This is a genomic window from Streptomyces sp. Ag109_G2-15 (assembly GCF_900215565.1).
In the GTDB taxonomy this organism is placed as follows: Bacteria; Actinomycetota; Actinomycetes; order Streptomycetales; family Streptomycetaceae; genus Streptomyces; species Streptomyces diastatochromogenes.
Genome location: NZ_OCNI01000001.1, coordinates 6,430,936 through 6,446,027, shown reverse-complemented (window position 1 = coordinate 6,446,027; position 15,092 = coordinate 6,430,936). Strand labels below are relative to the sequence as shown.

Sequence of the window (15,092 nt, the reverse complement as noted above, 5' to 3'; positions counted from 1 at the left end):
CGTGGCTGATTACAGTGCCCGCATGAACAGCAGGACTGCCTCCTTCGACGACCTCGACCGGAAGATCATCACCGCGCTGATGACGAACGCCAGGACCAGCTTCGCCGAGATCGGCGCGGCGATCGGGCTGTCGTCCACCGCGGTCAAACGGCGCGTGGACCGACTGCGGGAGACCGGTGTGATCACCGGGTTCACGGCGACCGTGCAGCCGTCGGCGCTCGGCTGGCGGACCGAGGCGTACGTCGAGGTGTACTGCGAGGGAGCGGCCCCGCCGCGGCGCCTGGCGGAGGTGGTGCGCAACCACCCGGAGATCACCGCGGCCATGACGGTGACCGGCGGCGCGGACGCGCTGCTGCACGTACGGGCGCGGGACGTGGAGCACTTCGAGGAGGTGCTGGAGCGGATCCGCGCTGAACCGTTCATCCGGAAGACGATCAGCGTGATGGTGCTGTCCCACCTCCTCCCGGAAAGCCCGGAAGCGGGCGCCACCCACGCCGCACCCGAGTGATCGCGGCGTAAACCCCGACACGCGCAGTTCTCGTGCGTTCTCCCTGGTGAGAACGCAGCGATGCTGCGCATGCACGCAGCTTTCGTTTCTTGTCGCGCGCCTCCATTGCTTTCTACCGTGGTGCCACCCCTCAGTGACACACAGGAAAGCGGAGGAAACCCTCTGTGGCCGAAAGTCGTGTGCCGCGCGCCCGGCGCTTCCTTGTCTGCGAACCCAGACACTTCGCCGTGCAGTACGCGATCAATCCCTGGATGCATCCCGACACGCCCGTCGACGTGGATCTGGCCCAGGAGCAGTGGCAGGAGCTGATCCGCGCCTACCGCTCCCACGGCCACGCCGTCGAGGCGGTCGAACCGGTCCCGGGCCTGCCCGACATGGTGTTCGCCGCCAACGCGGCGTTCGTGGTCGGCGGCCGGGTCTTCGGCTCTCTGTTCCACGCGCCGGAGCGGCGCCCCGAGTCGGTCCACTACGACACCTGGTTCAAGTCGGCCGGCTACGACGTCTACCGCCCCGAGTCGGTGACCGAGGGCGAGGGCGACCTGGTGTGGACGGGCCGGTACGTGCTGGCCGGCACCGGGTTCCGCACCACCCGTGAGGCCCACCGCGAGGCGCAGGAGTTCCTCGGCCACCCGGTGATCGGCCTGACGCTGGTGGACCCGTACTTCTACCACCTGGACACGGCGCTGTTCGTGCTCGACGACGACAACATCGTCTATTACCCGGAGGCCTTCTCCCCCGGCAGCCGGGAGGTGCTCAAGCGCCTCTACCCGGACGCGGTGCTCGCCACCCGCGACGACGCGATGGCGTTCGGCCTGAACTCCGTGTCCGACGGCCGGCACGTCTTCATCGCCCCCAAGGCCGAGGCACTGGCCGAGCGCCTGGCCGACCACGGTTACGTCCCCGTCCCCGTCGACCTGTCGGAGTTCCACAAAGCCGGCGGTGGCATCAAGTGCTGCACCCAGGAGATCCGCTGATGACCGCACCCGCGCACGAGCGCACGTCCGACGACCTGATCAAGGCGGAGGAGCCGGTCCTCGCGCACAACTACCACCCCCTGCCCGTGGTCGTCGCCCGGGCCGAGGGCACCTGGGTGGAGGACGTCGAGGGCCGCAGGTACCTCGACATGCTGGCCGGCTACTCGGCCCTCAACTTCGGCCACCGGCACCCGGCGCTCATCGAGGCCGCGCACCGCCAGCTCGACCGGCTCACCCTCACCTCCCGCGCCTTCCACAACGACCGGCTCGCCGAGTTCGCCGAGCGGCTCGCCGAGCTGACCGGCCTGGACATGGTGCTGCCGATGAACACCGGCGCCGAGGCGGTGGAGAGCGGCATCAAGGTGGCCCGCAAGTGGGCGTACGACGTGAAGGGCGTCCCCGCCGACCAGGCCACGATCGTCGTCGCGGCGGAGAACTTCCACGGCCGTACGACGACGATCGTCAGCTTCTCCACGGACGAGACGGCCCGCGCCGGCTTCGGCCCCTTCACGCCCGGCTTCCGGATCGTGCCGTACAACCACCTGGCCGCGCTGGAGGAGGCGGTCGACGAGACGACGGCGGCGGTGCTGCTCGAGCCCATCCAGGGCGAGGCCGGGGTCGTCATCCCGGACGAGGGCTACCTGGCCGGCGTCCGCGAACTGACCCGCCGCAAGGGCTGCCTGTTCATCGCGGACGAGATCCAGTCCGGCCTCGGCCGCACCGGTCGTACCCTCGCCGTCGAGCACGAGGGCGTCGTCCCGGACGTGCTGCTGCTCGGCAAGGCGCTGGGCGGCGGCATCGTGCCGGTGTCGGCGGTGGTGGCCCGGCGCGAGGTGCTGGGCGTGCTGCACCCGGGCGAGCACGGCTCCACGTTCGGCGGCAACCCGCTGGCGGCCGCGGTCGGCACGGCGGTGGTCGAGCTGCTGGAGACCGGCGAGTTCCAGCGCCGGGCGGCCGAGTTGGGGCAGGTCCTGCACGGCGGCCTGGCCGAGCTGGTCGGCCGGGGCGTGACCGGGTTCCGTGCGCGCGGGCTGTGGGCGGGCGTCGACGTCGACCCGGCCATCGGCACCGGCCGGCAGATCAGCGAGCGCCTCATGCGGGAGGGCGTCCTGGTCAAGGACACGCACGGCTCCACGATCCGGCTGGCGCCTCCGCTGACCATCACGGCCGAGGAACTGGGCTCCGCGCTGGGCGCGCTGGAGAAGGTGCTCGGCGCGGCCGGCTGAGACGGGGGCAGGGGGCCGGGCACTCGTCCGGCCCCCTGCCCGCTCGGTCAGCTCTCGCTCTTGCCGAGGAGCTGCTTCATTTCCTTGATCTCGGCGTTCTGGGCGCCGACGATGTCGTCGGCCATGCCCGTGGCGGGGCCGTACCGGCCCTTGCTCTTCTCCGTGGTGGCCATCTCGACGGCGCCCTGGTGGTGCTCGACCATCAGGGACAGGAACTTCGTGTCGAAGTCCTTGCCGGTGGCCTTCTTGAGGGCGGCCATGTCGTCGTCGCTCATCATCCCGGACATCCCGGACATGCCGGTGTGACCCGAGTGGTCCATGCCGGTCATCGGCACCTGCTCGCCCCAGGCCTTCAGCCAGCCGGTCATGGTGCGGATCTCCGGGTCCTGCGCCTTCTCGATGCGGGCGGCGAGGTCCTTCACCCGGGCCGAGGAAGCCCGGCCGTCGGCGAGCCGCGCCATCTCCAGGGCCTGCTGGTGGTGCGGGATCATGCCCTGTGCGAAGGCGACGTCCTGTGCGTTGTGGGGCGTTCCGGTGCTGGACGCGCTCGGGCTCAGGCTCGCCGAGGTGCCGTGGCCCGCGTGGGCGCCGCCGGCGCCACTGCCGCAGGCAGCGAGGAGGACAGAGGCGACACCGGTCACCGCGACGAGTGCGGCACGGCGTGTCAGGTTACGGGTGGTCATGCGGGAACTCCTGCTGTTCGAAAGGTGTCTTCGGGCACGCGTGGGAGGACGACCGCAGCGCATGCGGTCGTCGCGGCCTCTAGATCCGCAGGAGTTGGAGTTCCGCCAGGGAGGGTGGTGCACGGGCCCCGTCCGGCGCCGTGACCGCGCACGCGCGCGCGTCGGTGGCCGGTGCGGGGGCGGCCAGGGGGTCGGGTACGAGCGCGGGCAGGTGCGGACCGCCGTTCACGGCGCCGGACGCGCAGGTGGGATCGGCGTGGTGCATCCGGTGGCCGCCGCAGTGCCCCGCACCCTCGGGACAGTCGTCGTGGGCGATGACCGTGACCATCGTGTGCGCGGCCCGGGCATGCTCCCCGTGCCCCGTGCCGCCACCGGGCCCAAGGGCGTGCATCCCCAACAGCCCGGCCAGCACCGCCAGCACGAACAGCGCGCGAAGCCGCCGCCGGGGCGGTCGCTGGGTGTGCTGTCCGGTGCTGTGCATCGGGGACATCGTAGGGGTCGCGGGCGGTGAGCGAGCCGGGGGCCCTGCCGATGCGGGCGCACACCTCGGTCCGGGAGGCCGGTCCCGGACGGCGTCGACCTCTTGACGAGGGTCCATCCAATCGATATGTACATGCCATCACTTGGTATGGACCAATCCCGTGCAGCCTCGCGCGTCACCCCGGCGCTCCCCCCCTGTGGAGGCAGCAACATGCGAAGACCATCCGCACTCGTCGCCCTGTTCCTCGGCGCACTCCTCCTGCTCCTGTCCCCACCGCCCGCACTCGCCGCGGGCTCGCCCACGGCGTCCTTCGCCAAGACCTCCACCTGGGACAGCGGTTACCAGGGCGCCTACACCCTCACGAACGGCGGCAGTACGACCGTGTCCGCCTGGACCGTCGAGTTCGACCTGCCCTCCGGCACCACGGTCGGCTCGTACTGGGACGCGCTGCTCACCCAGAGCGGCAGCCACTACACCTTCAAGAACCGTGAGTACAACGGCTCGTTGGCGCCCGGCGCGAGCACCACCTTCGGGTGGGTGTCGAACGGTACGGGGACGCCCGCCAACTGCCGGCTCAACGGCGCGCCCTGCACGGGTGGTTCGGGGGGCGGCGACACGACCCCGCCCAGCGTGCCCGGCGGGGTGACCGTGGGCTCCGCGTCCAGCTCGTCGCTGACCGTGCGGTGGACGGCCGCCACGGACGACTCCGGATCCGTCACGGGCTACGAGGTCTCGCGCGACGGCGGCACGCCCGTCACGCTGACCGGAACCTCGTACACCGCCACCGGACTGCAGGCGAGCACCAGTTACTCGTTCCGCGTGCGGGCCCGGGACGCCGCGGGCAACGTCTCCGCCTACAGCGCGGCGGTCAGCGGTACGACCGCTTCCGGAGGCACCCAGCCGGGCGGCGGCGTGCACACCGCTCCGTACCTCGACATGGGCGCGTGGCCCACCCCGAGCATGCCCGACATGGCCTCGGCGAGCGGACTCAAGAGCTACACCATGGCGTTCATCACCGCCTCCGGCTGCAAGGCCATGTGGTTCAACGCCTATGACCCGCGCGACGGCTGGGCCAAGGACCAGATCGACGCGATCCGGGCGAACGGCGGCGACGTGAAGGTCTCCTTCGGCGGCGCGTCCGGCATCGAACTGGCCCAGGCCTGCGACTCGGTGGACTCCCTCTACGCCGAGTACAACGCGGTCGTGAACGCGTACAGCCTGACCTACGTCGACTTCGACATCGAGGGCGCGGCCGTCGCCGACCCGGCCTCGATCAGCCGCCGTTCCCAGGCCCTGGCCCGTCTGCAGCAGGCCCACCCCGGGCTGCGGATCTCCCTCACGCTCCCCGTGCTCCCGGAGGGCCTGACCTCGGACGGCCTGAACGTGGTCAAGGCGGCGCGGGACGCCGGCGTCGACCTCGACCTCGTGAACATCATGGCCATGGACTACTACCGGAGCGTCGACTACGGCGACGCCGCCCTCCAGGCCGCGCAGAGCACCTTCACCCAGCTGAAGTCGCTCTATCCGGGCAGGACCGACGCCCAGATCTGGGCGATGACCGGCGTGACGCCGATGCTCGGCCAGAACGACGACGGCCACGTCTACGACCAGTCCGACGCCCGCCAGCTGGTCTCCTTCGCCCAGGGCAAGCACTTCGGGGAGCTGGCCTTCTGGGAGGCCACCCGGGACCGCAACGCCTGCACCGGCGCCCTGTACCAGTGCACCAACGTCCCGCAGTCCCCCTACGAGTTCGCGAAGATCTTCGCGGCGTACACGGGCTGACGCGCCCTCGGTGCCGCCTACAGCCGCTCGCCCGCGCCATGACCCGGTGGACCGGGCGAGCCGGCCGGACCGAGGTGGGGCCGCGACCGGCCGTACCAGTCGTGCACCACGGCACTGCCCACCAGGAGGTCCTGGACGGAGGCCCGGCGCCTGCTGGCCGGGATCCACAGCAGTCCCAGCGGAAAGAGGAGGTACAGGACGGCCCGCAGCACGGCGGGCACGAGGGTGAGGCGGGCGCCGGACCGGCCGGTCACCCGCAGGCCCATCATCTGGTCACCGGCGGTGCGCCCGACCGTGCACCAGCTGCCCGCGAGATAGGCGACCGCGATCGCGGTGCCGAATCCCGTGGCGCCCCACAGGCCGAGCTGCGGCGCCGAGAACGGGGGCCCCACCAGCAGATATCGCAGCGCCGCGTAACCGAACTGAACGACCGCGACCACGCCGAGCACGACGAGGACGTCCACGACGGCAGCCACGGTACGCGTGACGATCCCGGCCGGCAGTCCTTGGACGACCGCCGGACCGGGCGCACGGGCCATCGAGGTCACGGCGTCTCCGGCCCCTCGCGTCGCGCTCCGGACGGCGGCTCACCGGCCGACGGCCCCGGAGGGGATCCGGCGCGATGCAGCAGCCGTTCGGTGAACCGGTCCACGAACCGGTCGGCGCGGGCGTTCTGCTCACGGAACGCGTCCAGCGTCTCCGCCGTCATGCTGCCCCCGGTGTCCCGGACGATCCGCCCGACGTCCAGCTCCTCCAGCACCTGCTCGGTGTACGTCACCAGGTCCACCCGGGCCAGCACCGCGTCCAGGTCGATGCGCCGTGCGACACGGTCCACGTCCAGCCGCTCCGCCACCGCATCCACGTCGATCCGGTCGATGACGGCGTCGAGGTCGATCCGGGACAGCAGCGTGTCGACGTCGACACGGGCCAGTACGGCGTCCAGGTCGACGCGGGCGAGGACCGCGTCGAGGTCGATCCGGGACAGCAGAGCGTCGAGGTCGATGCGCCGGGCCACGCGGTCCACGTCGAGGCGGTCGGCCACGGCGTCGAGGTCGAGCTCGTCCACGACGGCCGCCGTCATCGCCCGGACGAGCGCCCGCGCCAGGTCCTCCGCCTGATTGCGCGACCGCACCCGTTCCGCCGCTCCCCGCGCGCTCCAGTACGCGATGCGGCGGTCCGCCGCACCCAGCACGGCCGAGGGCACGAGCAGCCGGGTCGCGGCGCGGGCCCAGCGCCCGGCCCGGTCGGCCGTGCCCACGACCCTGGACACCGACCGCCGCTCCACCTCCAGCGCGAATCCGAGCAGGGCGTCGCCCAGGGGCGCCGGCGTACCCACCGGGCGCGGAGTCCCGGGACGAGCTGCGGACACGGCCTGCGACGCCAGATCGGCCAGGCCCAGGACCAGCCGCGTCACCCCCTGGGGCACGGGCCGCACGAGGCCGTCGTCGCCGCCCCCGCCCGTCGGCGCGGAGGAGGGCGAGTCGCCCGCGGACCTGGTCATGCCGCCATCGGACCATCCCGGGCCGCGGCCCGCCCTCACCCGCATCGGGTGAGGAAGGGGCGACAGACAGCCGCCTACGGTGAGGAGAGCCCACACGGCAGACCCCGGAAGGCGGTCCCACCATGTCCACCATCGGCGTGGCCATCGGCCTGGCCGAGGCCGAGGCCCAGTCCATCGCCGAGGCCGAGGCCCGAAGCCGGGACAGCTCCTGAGGCAGGCGACAACGGCTCGTCCCTGAGCATGTGAGGTGACGTCAGGTACGACTCAACCGACCAGGCCATCTGGAAAGGCGGATGCTCAACCGGATGCCGGTACCGACGCCAGAGTCTCACGCGATGTCGGGCATCCCGGACGCCCAGTCGTCCAGAACCCTGGAGGGGTCCAGCGCGACAGGCAGCTCGGTCAGGCCGCGGAACGCGGGGAAGGGCACGGTCAGCCACTTGGCCTCGTCGGCCGGCATGGCCAGGGAGAGCTTCGGGAAGCGGCGGAAGAGCGAGGCCAGGGCGATCTGCATCTCCATCCTGGCCAGCGGTGCGCCGAGGCAGTAGTGCGGGCCCGTACCGAATCCCAGATGATTGCTCTGCACGCCCGGCCGGGCGATGTCGAAGGCGTCGGGGCTCTCGAACGCGGCGGCGTCCCGGTTGGCCGAGGTGACCGCGATCTGCACCAGCGAGCCCTTGGGAATGAGCGTCCCCGCGATGGTGATGTCCTCGAGCGCGTGACGGAAGGTCGCGTTCTCGACCGAGCCCTCGAAGCGGATGATCTCCTCGATGGCGTTCGGGAGGAGTTCGGGCGAGTCGATCACCTGCTTGAGCTGCTCGGGATGCGTGAGCAGGGTGTAGACGGCGTTGCCGATGAGGTAGGCGGTCGTCTTGTGGCCGGCGAACAGCAGCACCCACAGCGTGGACAGCAACTCGCCGTCCGTCAGCGACTCCTGCTCGTCGCTCGTCTGGATGAGGACACTCAGCAGGTCGTCCTCGGGGGCCTTCCGCTTACGGGCGATCAGGACCTCGAAGTACTCCCGGAGCGCGGTCTCCGCCTCGGCCAGCCGGTCCTTGTCCTTCTTGCTGAAACCGGTCCGCGCGACGACGCTGCACCGCTGCTGGACTTCCTCCCTCTCCTCCTCGGGGACGCCGATCAGCTCGCAGATCACCTGGAGGGGCAGCGGGAAGGCGAAGGCCGACAGGAGATCGACGGACTGCAGGGTGGAGCACTGGTCGAGCAGCGCGTCGGTGATCTCCTGGATCCGCGGGCGCAGGGCCTCGATACGGCGGGGGACGAAGGCACGGCTGACGATCCGGCGCAGCCGCGTGTGCTTCGGCGGGTCGGCGAACAGCATGTTGTCGTCCAGGGCGATGGAGGAGTCGCCGAAGATGGAACGGTAGGCATCGATGGCCGCGTACATGTCCTTGCTGATCCGCGGGTCGGCCAGGGCTTCCTTCGCGTCCTCGAACCGCGTGACGAGGTACGAGTCCACACCGTGCGGCGGGGTGAGACGGCACACGGGCGCGTTCTCACGCAGATGCTGATAGAGAGGGTGCGGGTTGGACCGGTATTCGGGGCAGCCTCGGGATGCCGCATCCACTGCCCGGGCTGTCTCGTCCGCGGTCTCCTGCTCTTGCATCTGAGTCATCGACGGCCCTTCTTCTCTTCCCGCAGTGGCACGAGTCGGCTGAACGCTGGAACGCAGGAATGCATTGACGCCACTCGTAACGGGAAAACGCGATTCACCCTGACGCTGACCGACTTCTTCGGCACGGTGCGGTCGCGGAAACGACGAGTGCGCCGTCCGAGGGAAGGCTCGATTGCCGACCCGGCGGCCGTATGACAGGTTCGAACCCAGGGCCGCCATGAGTTCGAATTGCTGCCCGAACTACCGCTGGGTCACTGGAGGAGGACGGGCCGTGGACAGGCGCGACGAAGAAATGGTGCCGGTATTGATCGTGGGCGGTTCGCTTGTCGGACTGTCCGCGTCGGTGTTTCTGGGAAGACTGGGCGTCAGCCATATGGTCGCCGAACGCCGGGCCGCCACTTCCGAACACCCCCGGGGCCGGGGGAACAACATGCGGACCATGGAGTTGTTCCGCACCGCCGGTGTGGAACCGGACATCAGAAAGGCCGCGGCCAACCTGTCCGGCAATCACGGCATCATGCAGACGGACAAACTGTCGGGCGGTCAGAGCAGATGGCTCTCGGCCCGGCTCACCGGCGGGAAGCCCCCCGAGAAGGACGTGTGCTCCACCCTGCGGTGCGCGTGCAGCCAGAACGACCTGGAGCCGGTCCTGCTGGACCACGCCCGTCGACTGGGCGGGGACGTGCGCTTCGGTACGGAGCTGGTCTCCTTCACCGAGGACCGAGACGGCGTGACGTGCGAACTGCGCGAACGGGAGAGCGGCCGGACGTACACGCTGCGCACGGCCTACCTCCTGGCGGCCGACGGACCGCGCAGCCCCGTGCGCGAGCGCCTGGGCATCGGACAGAGCGGAGGGGGCGACCTGTTCCACAACGTCAGCGTCACCTTCCGCAGCAAGCTCCTGCGTGAAGTGGTGGGCGATCAGCGGTTCCTCGTCTGCTACCTGAACGGGACCGAGGGCGACGGGGTCCTGCTGCCCGTCGACAACGAGGAGAAGTGGGTCTTCCACATCCCGTGGTTCCCCGAGCGCGGCCAGACGCTCGAGCACTTCACCGACACGCGCATCGCGGACCACATCAGGGCCGCCGCCGGCGTACGGGACCTGGACGTCGAGGTCACCGGGCGTGCCCCGTGGCACGCGGCGGACCGGGTCGCCGACCGCTACCGGCAGGGACGCGTCTTCCTCATCGGTGACTCGGCCCACGAGATGCCCCCCACGGGCGCGTTCGGGTCCAACACAGGCATCCAGGACGCTCACAACCTGGCCTGGAAGCTCACCGCGGTGCTGCACGGCTGGGCGGGAGAGGGCCTGCTGGACACCTACGAGAACGAACGGCGCCCGGTCGCCCTGGCCACGATCGCCCGGGCCATCGAGCAAGCGGCACGCGAGGAGCACCCCGGCTACGCCGCCGCGCAGGGCCCGGGCCAGAGCACGGACCTGATGACCGTGTCCCTCGGCTACCGCTACCTCTCCACGGCCGTGTCCGGCGCGGACACCGAAGCGCCGATCATCCCGGAGACACTCCGCCTGCAGGCGGACCCCGGTACCCGGGCCCCGCACATGACCGTCGTGCACCACGGGGACACCAAGTCGACCGTCGATCTCTACGAGCGGTGCTTCGTCCTGCTCTCCGGTCTTCCGGACGGGCCGTGGCCGTCGGCCGCCCAGGCCGCAGCGGCCAAGCTCGGCGTCCCCCTGGTGTCCTACCGCATCGGCGTCGGCCCGGACTTCGACCTCGACACCACGGCCGCCCATGGCGCCGATGGCGGTGGCGGTGGCGCGGACTGGGCCGCCGTCCACGGCGTCACCCCTCAGGGCGCGGTGCTCGTCCGCCCTGACGGAATCGTCGCCTGGCGCTCCGCGGACCTCCCCGCGAACCCCGCGCACGAGTTGACGCACGTCCTCGAAGGCCTGCTCAGCCGCTGATCCTCTCTCAGACGCCCCCGGACCCTTCCACCGTAGGGAGCCCCTTCCATGCCGACCGACCTGCAAGCTCCGGGCGACATAGGCCACCGCACCGCACTGAGCGGCGACGACGCCCGACACGAACGAATAGACGTCCACCACCACTACACCGCCCCCGAATGGGTGCGGTGGGCCGAGAAGAACGGGATCGCGGACCGTGACAGCCTGCCGCCGTGGACCCGGTGGGACGAAACGGCCGCGCTGGACCTGATGGATCGGACCGGCACGCGCACCAGCGTCCTCACCGTCGCCATGCTGGGACGCTTCAAGGAGGCGGCGGCACGCAAGGAGAGCACGCGTGTCGCCCTCGACGCCGCCGGCGCCCTGGCCACCAGGCACTCCGGCCGCTTCGCCTTCTTCACGCCCGTCTTCCTCGACGACGCCGAACTCTCCCGCTGGTCCGTCTCCCACGGAATGGACCAGCTCGGGGCCGTAGGCGTCAGCGCGCGCACCAGCACGGGCGACACGTACCTGGGCGACCCCGCACTCGACCCGATCATGGCGGAACTGGACGAACGGGCCGCCGTGATCAGCACGCACCCCATGCAGGTGAACACCTCCGGCGCCCCCCGGGGCGTACCGCCGTTCGTGTGCGACTTCCTCATGGACACCACGCGCGCCGCCCTGAGCCTGATCATGAACGGCACTCTGGACCGCTTCCCGCGGCTCACCTTCATCCTCCCGCACGGCGGCGGGTACCTCCCCTACATCGCGAGCCGGATCGAGGTCTTCGGCCGCCAGCTCGTCCCCGCCGTCGACCCCGGCCGCGTCCGCGACTACCTGCACCGCTTCTACTACGACACGGCCGCGCCCATGTCCCCGTCGGCCACCCCCACTCTGCTGGCCGCCGCTGGTTCCTCCCGGATCCTCTACGGAAGTGACTGGCCGCCCACCCCCACGCGCGTGGTCACCGAGATGACCACCCCCGCTCTGGACGGGGATCCCGCCCTCGGCGACCGGGAACGCGGCCACATCAACCGCGGGAACGCCCTGCGTCTGCTGCCCGCACTCGCTCCTGCCTGAGCGCGCCCGGGGCCGTCACGCGGGCCATCCTCACCAACCGGTGTGACGGCAGTGTCCCTTCGTACCGCTCGCGGGGAGCGACGCGAAGGGACACTGCCCTGCTCACGGAGCCGCACGGCCGACGGGCCGGCTCAGCTCAGCACAGTCCGGCCGGGATCGAGACCCGGCAGAAGTTGCCGCGGAAGAGGTTGCCGCTCTTCGAGGCGTTCTGATTGACCAGGTCGGCCGGGGCGTTGCCGGTGAGCCAGTTCCCGTCGACGCGGTTCTTGGCGTTGACCGCGCCGACCATGCTCTTGAACAGCACGACCCCGCCCGACAGGGGCGACCGGCCGCTGTTGCCCGCGACCACGTTGTGCGTCAGCAGAACGCTCTCCGCACCGGACAGTACGATCCCGGAGCCCTGCACGAACGGCAGCCGGGCCGTCTTGGCGCAGTACTTGTTGTTGCGCAGCACATGGTTCTCGCTGACGGTGAGCGCGCCGGCCTGGGGCTTGTTCTCGTCTCCGATCACGATCATCCCGGTGCAGTTCCCGGTCAGGTAGTTCCGCTGGACCGTGAGGTTGCGCAGACGCAGGACCGTCAGGCCGTTCCGGTTGCCCTCCAGGGTGTTCCCCTCCACGACCAGGCCCCGGCTGTCCGTGGCCCCCTTCTCCGACATCGTCGTGTTGGCGAGGTACAGGCCGGCGTCACCGTTGTCGCGGGCGACGTTGTTCCTGAACACACCGCGCGTGGAGTGCTCCTGCGAGATGCCCCACTGGCCGTTCTTCTCGGCTCTCACCCGCTGCACGGTCAGGCGGTCGGTGGCCAGGGACCACAGACCGACGCGGGAGAAGCCCGTCAGCTTCAGGTCGGAGACGGTCACGTCCGTGACGGGCTTGTTCCTGAGCCCGACCACACAGATGCCCTTGCCGCCCTCCACGCAGCCGACCGCTGCCTTGGGGCTGGGAACGGCCTTCTTCTCGGGAGGCACGATCACCGTGCGCGGACCGACGCCGCGGAGGGTCAGCCCGGAGGTTTTGACCGTGACACTCTCATGGTAGGTGCCGGCCTGCACCAAGACCGTGTCACCGGCGCGGGCGGCATCCACCGCCTTCTGGATCGACTCACCCGGGTGCACCGTCAAGGTCCGCGCGGCCGGGAAGGAAACCGCCGAGGCCGGGAAAGCACCCGTGCCCACACCGAGAAGTACGGCGACGAACGCAGCGTACCGAACATGGTTCCGTTTCATGTCGGGAACGTAGAACCGAATCGGCGGATGCCCGCGCGACACTCGGCCGCATGCCTCCCAACGGGCGTAAAGGTTCACATCACCGGCCGCGTACGGACGACGTCGGAGTAGCAGCGGTGGCAACTCCATCGGGCCATACCTAGGCTCGCTAGCGGAAACGAGCCCGCGGGAAGGAAAGAGAATGCCGCAAGTCGACGAAGAAGAGATCCGCGTTGGTGCGATCGATACGGTGGCTCAGCCTCGAACACTCACGGGTGTTCTGCGTTCCGCGGTCAAACAGACCAACCTGCTCCCGGTTTTCCTGGTCCTCACGGCCATGATGGTGGCACTGTGGCTCATGGGAATGCCCTTCCTGCAGGCCTTGACCATTTCGACCGCGGTGAAGATCTCGATGGTTCTTTTCGCAGCGCGTCGACTGCCTTGCGACTCGAAGGACTGACGCACGGCGATCATCTCTGTGCTGATGGCTGAGGACCGCCCGGCCCGCCGGCCCCGCTCTCCCCGACGCCCCGCAGCGGCGTCGCCGCGAGGTCGTCGCTGCCCGGATGCGCCCGGCGCTCCCGCAGATCGGCCACGGCCAGGACGAGGGCGACGAGGATGATGGCCATGGCGGTGAGCAGGCCGAGCTGAAGGGCCGTCGTGGCACGGCCGTGGTTGGAGAGGTGCGCGAAATACACAGCGCCGACCATGGCGATACCCATGGCCGAGCCGATGCGCTGGCCGGTCTGCATCACCCCGCCGGCCGCACCGGCCCGTCGTACCGGCACGAGCATGAGGGTGAGCGTCGTGTTGGGTGAGACCGTGAGACCGGACCCGATCCCGCCGATGACCAGCGGCAGCGCCATGGCCCAGCCCACGCCCTCGCCGGGCACCAGTTGAACGGCCAACACGACGCCGAGCAGCCCGAGAACCACCGCACTCAGGCCGATGACGACCAGGCTGCGGCCGTAACGCATCACCAGCCGTCCCCCGAAGGCCGCGCCGACCGCCGAGGCGACCGCGAACGGCAGGATCGTCACACCAGCGGCAAGGGCGCTGTATGCCACGGAGTTCTGCAGGAACAGTGACAGGACGAAGAAGATGGTGGTGAGCCCGGCGAAGAACGTGAGGCTGATCAGGGTGCCGAGCGTGAAGGAGCGCAGGGAGAAGAGCCCGAGGTCGACCAGCGGCGCCTTGCCCTGGCTGCCTCGGATCCTTTCCCACAGCCAGAAAACCCCCAGCAGCAGTGCGCCCACCGGGAGCAGTACCCACTTCGCCCGCCCCTGCCACTGCTGTTCCTGGACCAGGGGAAGCAGCAACGCGAGCACGCCCGTGCCGAGGAGCAGTACGCCCAACGGATCGAACTTCTCCCGTTTGTCGCTCGGCACCGGGAGGCGGGGCAGCAGCCGGTGCCCCGCGATGAGGGCGGCCACCCCGATGGGCACATTGACGAAGAACACCCAGCGCCAGCCGTCGTCCGTGCCGAACGCCTGGATCAGCAGTCCGCCCGCGAGCGGGCCCACCGCGGTGGACACGGCGACGACGCTGCCGTGGAAACCGAACGCCCGAGCCCGCTCGGCGCCCTGGAACATCTGCTGGATCAACCCCGAGGTCTGCGGTGCGACCACACCGGCGGCCGCACCCTGGACCAGCCGGAACACCACCAACCAGGTGGGGCCGGCAGCGAGACCGCACGCCACCGACGCGGCCGTGAACAGGCCGAGGCCGAACAACAGCGCCTGGCGTCGCCCACGCAGGTCACCCAGTCGCCCCGCCGGCGCCAGCGCGAGCCCGAAGGCGAGGGCGTACCCGGACACCACCCAGGACTGGGTGGCTTCGGAGGCACCGAGCCCGCGCTCCATGGAAGGCAGAGCCACGTTCACGATCGAGACGTCGAGCAGCGAGATGAAGCCCGCGGCCAGACAGACCCCGAGCGCTTTCCACCGCCGGTCGTCGAGTGCGGGCCGGTCCGTTTCTGTGGTCATGTGATCACGCTATGCAGGCGTGACCGGTCGCACCAGCGGGGAAGGGGAGCCGGGATGACTGTCCGGGGTGACGATGCCGCAGTGGTCGGCTCTCCTTCACACCTGACTATCTGTCAGTGAACT

14 protein-coding genes are annotated in these 15,092 nt (G+C 70.3%); 7 read left to right on the top strand and 7 right to left on the bottom strand.

Features of this window, described 5'->3' with window-relative positions:
• The first annotated feature begins 22 nt into the window (after positions 1-22).
• The 3 genes from CRP49_RS29100 to rocD all read left to right on the top strand — a co-directional run bounded on the left by CRP49_RS29100 (position 23) and on the right by rocD (position 2,708).
• Positions 23-508 carry an Lrp/AsnC family transcriptional regulator gene (locus tag CRP49_RS29100; protein ID WP_097256018.1) on the top strand — a complete coding sequence of 162 codons (486 nt, stop codon included), beginning with the start codon at positions 23-25 and terminating at the stop codon, positions 506-508.
• 164 nt (positions 509-672) lie between these two features.
• A complete protein-coding gene (gene ddaH / locus CRP49_RS29095; RefSeq protein WP_097256017.1) occupies positions 673-1,482 on the top strand; it encodes a dimethylargininase in 810 nt (269 codons plus the stop codon).
• Positions 1,482-2,708, top strand: a complete 1,227-nt coding sequence (rocD, locus tag CRP49_RS29090; RefSeq protein WP_097256016.1) for an ornithine--oxo-acid transaminase — start codon at positions 1,482-1,484, stop codon at positions 2,706-2,708. Before ddaH ends, rocD begins: the two co-directional genes overlap by 1 nt.
• Positions 2,709-2,755: 47 nt before the next feature.
• On the opposite strand, the gene CRP49_RS29085 is transcribed toward rocD, so the two are convergent.
• Positions 2,756-3,391 carry a DUF305 domain-containing protein gene (locus tag CRP49_RS29085; RefSeq protein WP_097256015.1) on the bottom strand — a complete coding sequence of 212 codons (636 nt, stop codon included), beginning with the start codon at positions 3,389-3,391 and terminating at the stop codon, positions 2,756-2,758.
• A gap of 79 nt (positions 3,392-3,470) precedes the next feature.
• A complete protein-coding gene (locus tag CRP49_RS29080) occupies positions 3,471-3,872 on the bottom strand; it encodes a DUF6153 family protein (protein WP_179851780.1) in 402 nt (133 codons plus the stop codon).
• A 210-nt stretch (positions 3,873-4,082) separates the two neighbouring features.
• Here CRP49_RS29080 and CRP49_RS29075 point away from each other — a divergent pair, with 210 nt between their 5' ends.
• A complete protein-coding gene (locus CRP49_RS29075) occupies positions 4,083-5,654 on the top strand; it encodes a cellulose binding domain-containing protein (RefSeq protein WP_097256014.1) in 1,572 nt (523 codons plus the stop codon).
• A 17-nt stretch (positions 5,655-5,671) separates the two neighbouring features.
• Here the strand turns inward: CRP49_RS29075 and CRP49_RS29070 are convergent, their stop codons facing one another.
• The 3 genes from CRP49_RS29070 to CRP49_RS29060 form a co-directional block, all read right to left on the bottom strand.
• On the bottom strand, positions 5,672-6,193 hold the full coding sequence (locus tag CRP49_RS29070) for an RDD family protein (protein WP_097257589.1): 522 nt from the start codon (positions 6,191-6,193) through the stop codon (positions 5,672-5,674).
• Between the two features lie 5 nt (positions 6,194-6,198).
• Positions 6,199-7,155, bottom strand: a complete 957-nt coding sequence (locus CRP49_RS48875; RefSeq protein WP_097256013.1) for a hypothetical protein — start codon at positions 7,153-7,155, stop codon at positions 6,199-6,201.
• A gap of 328 nt (positions 7,156-7,483) precedes the next feature.
• A complete protein-coding gene (locus CRP49_RS29060) occupies positions 7,484-8,788 on the bottom strand; it encodes a cytochrome P450 (protein ID WP_097256012.1) in 1,305 nt (434 codons plus the stop codon).
• 292 nt (positions 8,789-9,080) lie between these two features.
• Here CRP49_RS29060 and CRP49_RS29055 point away from each other — a divergent pair, with 292 nt between their 5' ends.
• Both CRP49_RS29055 and CRP49_RS29050 read left to right on the top strand, forming a co-directional pair.
• Positions 9,081-10,715: an FAD-dependent monooxygenase gene (locus tag CRP49_RS29055; RefSeq protein WP_101924652.1), complete on the top strand. Its 1,635-nt coding sequence runs from the start codon at positions 9,081-9,083 to the stop codon at positions 10,713-10,715.
• Between the two features lie 48 nt (positions 10,716-10,763).
• Positions 10,764-11,777, top strand: coding sequence for an amidohydrolase family protein (locus CRP49_RS29050; protein WP_097256011.1), 1,014 nt, complete (start codon positions 10,764-10,766; stop codon positions 11,775-11,777).
• 136 nt (positions 11,778-11,913) lie between these two features.
• Here the strand turns inward: CRP49_RS29050 and CRP49_RS29045 are convergent, their stop codons facing one another.
• Positions 11,914-13,005, bottom strand: a complete 1,092-nt coding sequence (locus CRP49_RS29045) for a nitrous oxide reductase family maturation protein NosD (protein ID WP_097257587.1) — start codon at positions 13,003-13,005, stop codon at positions 11,914-11,916.
• A 181-nt stretch (positions 13,006-13,186) separates the two neighbouring features.
• On the opposite strand from CRP49_RS29045, the gene CRP49_RS29040 reads away from it, so the two are divergent.
• Positions 13,187-13,444, top strand: a complete 258-nt coding sequence (locus tag CRP49_RS29040; RefSeq protein WP_097256010.1) for a hypothetical protein — start codon at positions 13,187-13,189, stop codon at positions 13,442-13,444.
• A 10-nt stretch (positions 13,445-13,454) separates the two neighbouring features.
• Here CRP49_RS29040 and CRP49_RS29035 read toward each other — a convergent pair whose 3' ends face one another.
• Positions 13,455-14,969, bottom strand: a complete 1,515-nt coding sequence (locus tag CRP49_RS29035) for an MFS transporter (protein WP_097256009.1) — start codon at positions 14,967-14,969, stop codon at positions 13,455-13,457.
• Positions 14,970-15,092 lie beyond the last annotated feature (123 nt).

Excerpts from the sequence above, each read along its gene's own strand:
- CRP49_RS29100 (WP_097256018.1), top strand. The coding sequence starts at position 23 with ATGAACAGCAGGACTGCCTCCTTCGACGACCTCGACCGGAAGATCATC.
- rocD (WP_097256016.1), top strand. The coding sequence starts at position 1,482 with ATGACCGCACCCGCGCACGAGCGCACGTCCGACGACCTGATCAAGGCG.
- CRP49_RS29085 (WP_097256015.1), bottom strand. The coding sequence starts at position 3,391 with ATGACCACCCGTAACCTGACACGCCGTGCCGCACTCGTCGCGGTGACC.
- CRP49_RS29080 (WP_179851780.1), bottom strand. The coding sequence starts at position 3,872 with ATGCACAGCACCGGACAGCACACCCAGCGACCGCCCCGGCGGCGGCTT.
- CRP49_RS29075 (WP_097256014.1), top strand. The coding sequence starts at position 4,083 with ATGCGAAGACCATCCGCACTCGTCGCCCTGTTCCTCGGCGCACTCCTC.
- CRP49_RS29070 (WP_097257589.1), bottom strand. The coding sequence starts at position 6,193 with ATGGCCCGTGCGCCCGGTCCGGCGGTCGTCCAAGGACTGCCGGCCGGG.
- CRP49_RS48875 (WP_097256013.1), bottom strand. The coding sequence starts at position 7,155 with ATGACCAGGTCCGCGGGCGACTCGCCCTCCTCCGCGCCGACGGGCGGG.
- CRP49_RS29060 (WP_097256012.1), bottom strand. The coding sequence starts at position 8,788 with ATGACTCAGATGCAAGAGCAGGAGACCGCGGACGAGACAGCCCGGGCA.
- CRP49_RS29055 (WP_101924652.1), top strand. The coding sequence starts at position 9,081 with ATGGTGCCGGTATTGATCGTGGGCGGTTCGCTTGTCGGACTGTCCGCG.
- CRP49_RS29050 (WP_097256011.1), top strand. The coding sequence starts at position 10,764 with ATGCCGACCGACCTGCAAGCTCCGGGCGACATAGGCCACCGCACCGCA.
- CRP49_RS29045 (WP_097257587.1), bottom strand. The coding sequence starts at position 13,005 with ATGAAACGGAACCATGTTCGGTACGCTGCGTTCGTCGCCGTACTTCTC.
- CRP49_RS29040 (WP_097256010.1), top strand. The coding sequence starts at position 13,187 with ATGCCGCAAGTCGACGAAGAAGAGATCCGCGTTGGTGCGATCGATACG.
- CRP49_RS29035 (WP_097256009.1), bottom strand. The coding sequence starts at position 14,969 with ATGACCACAGAAACGGACCGGCCCGCACTCGACGACCGGCGGTGGAAA.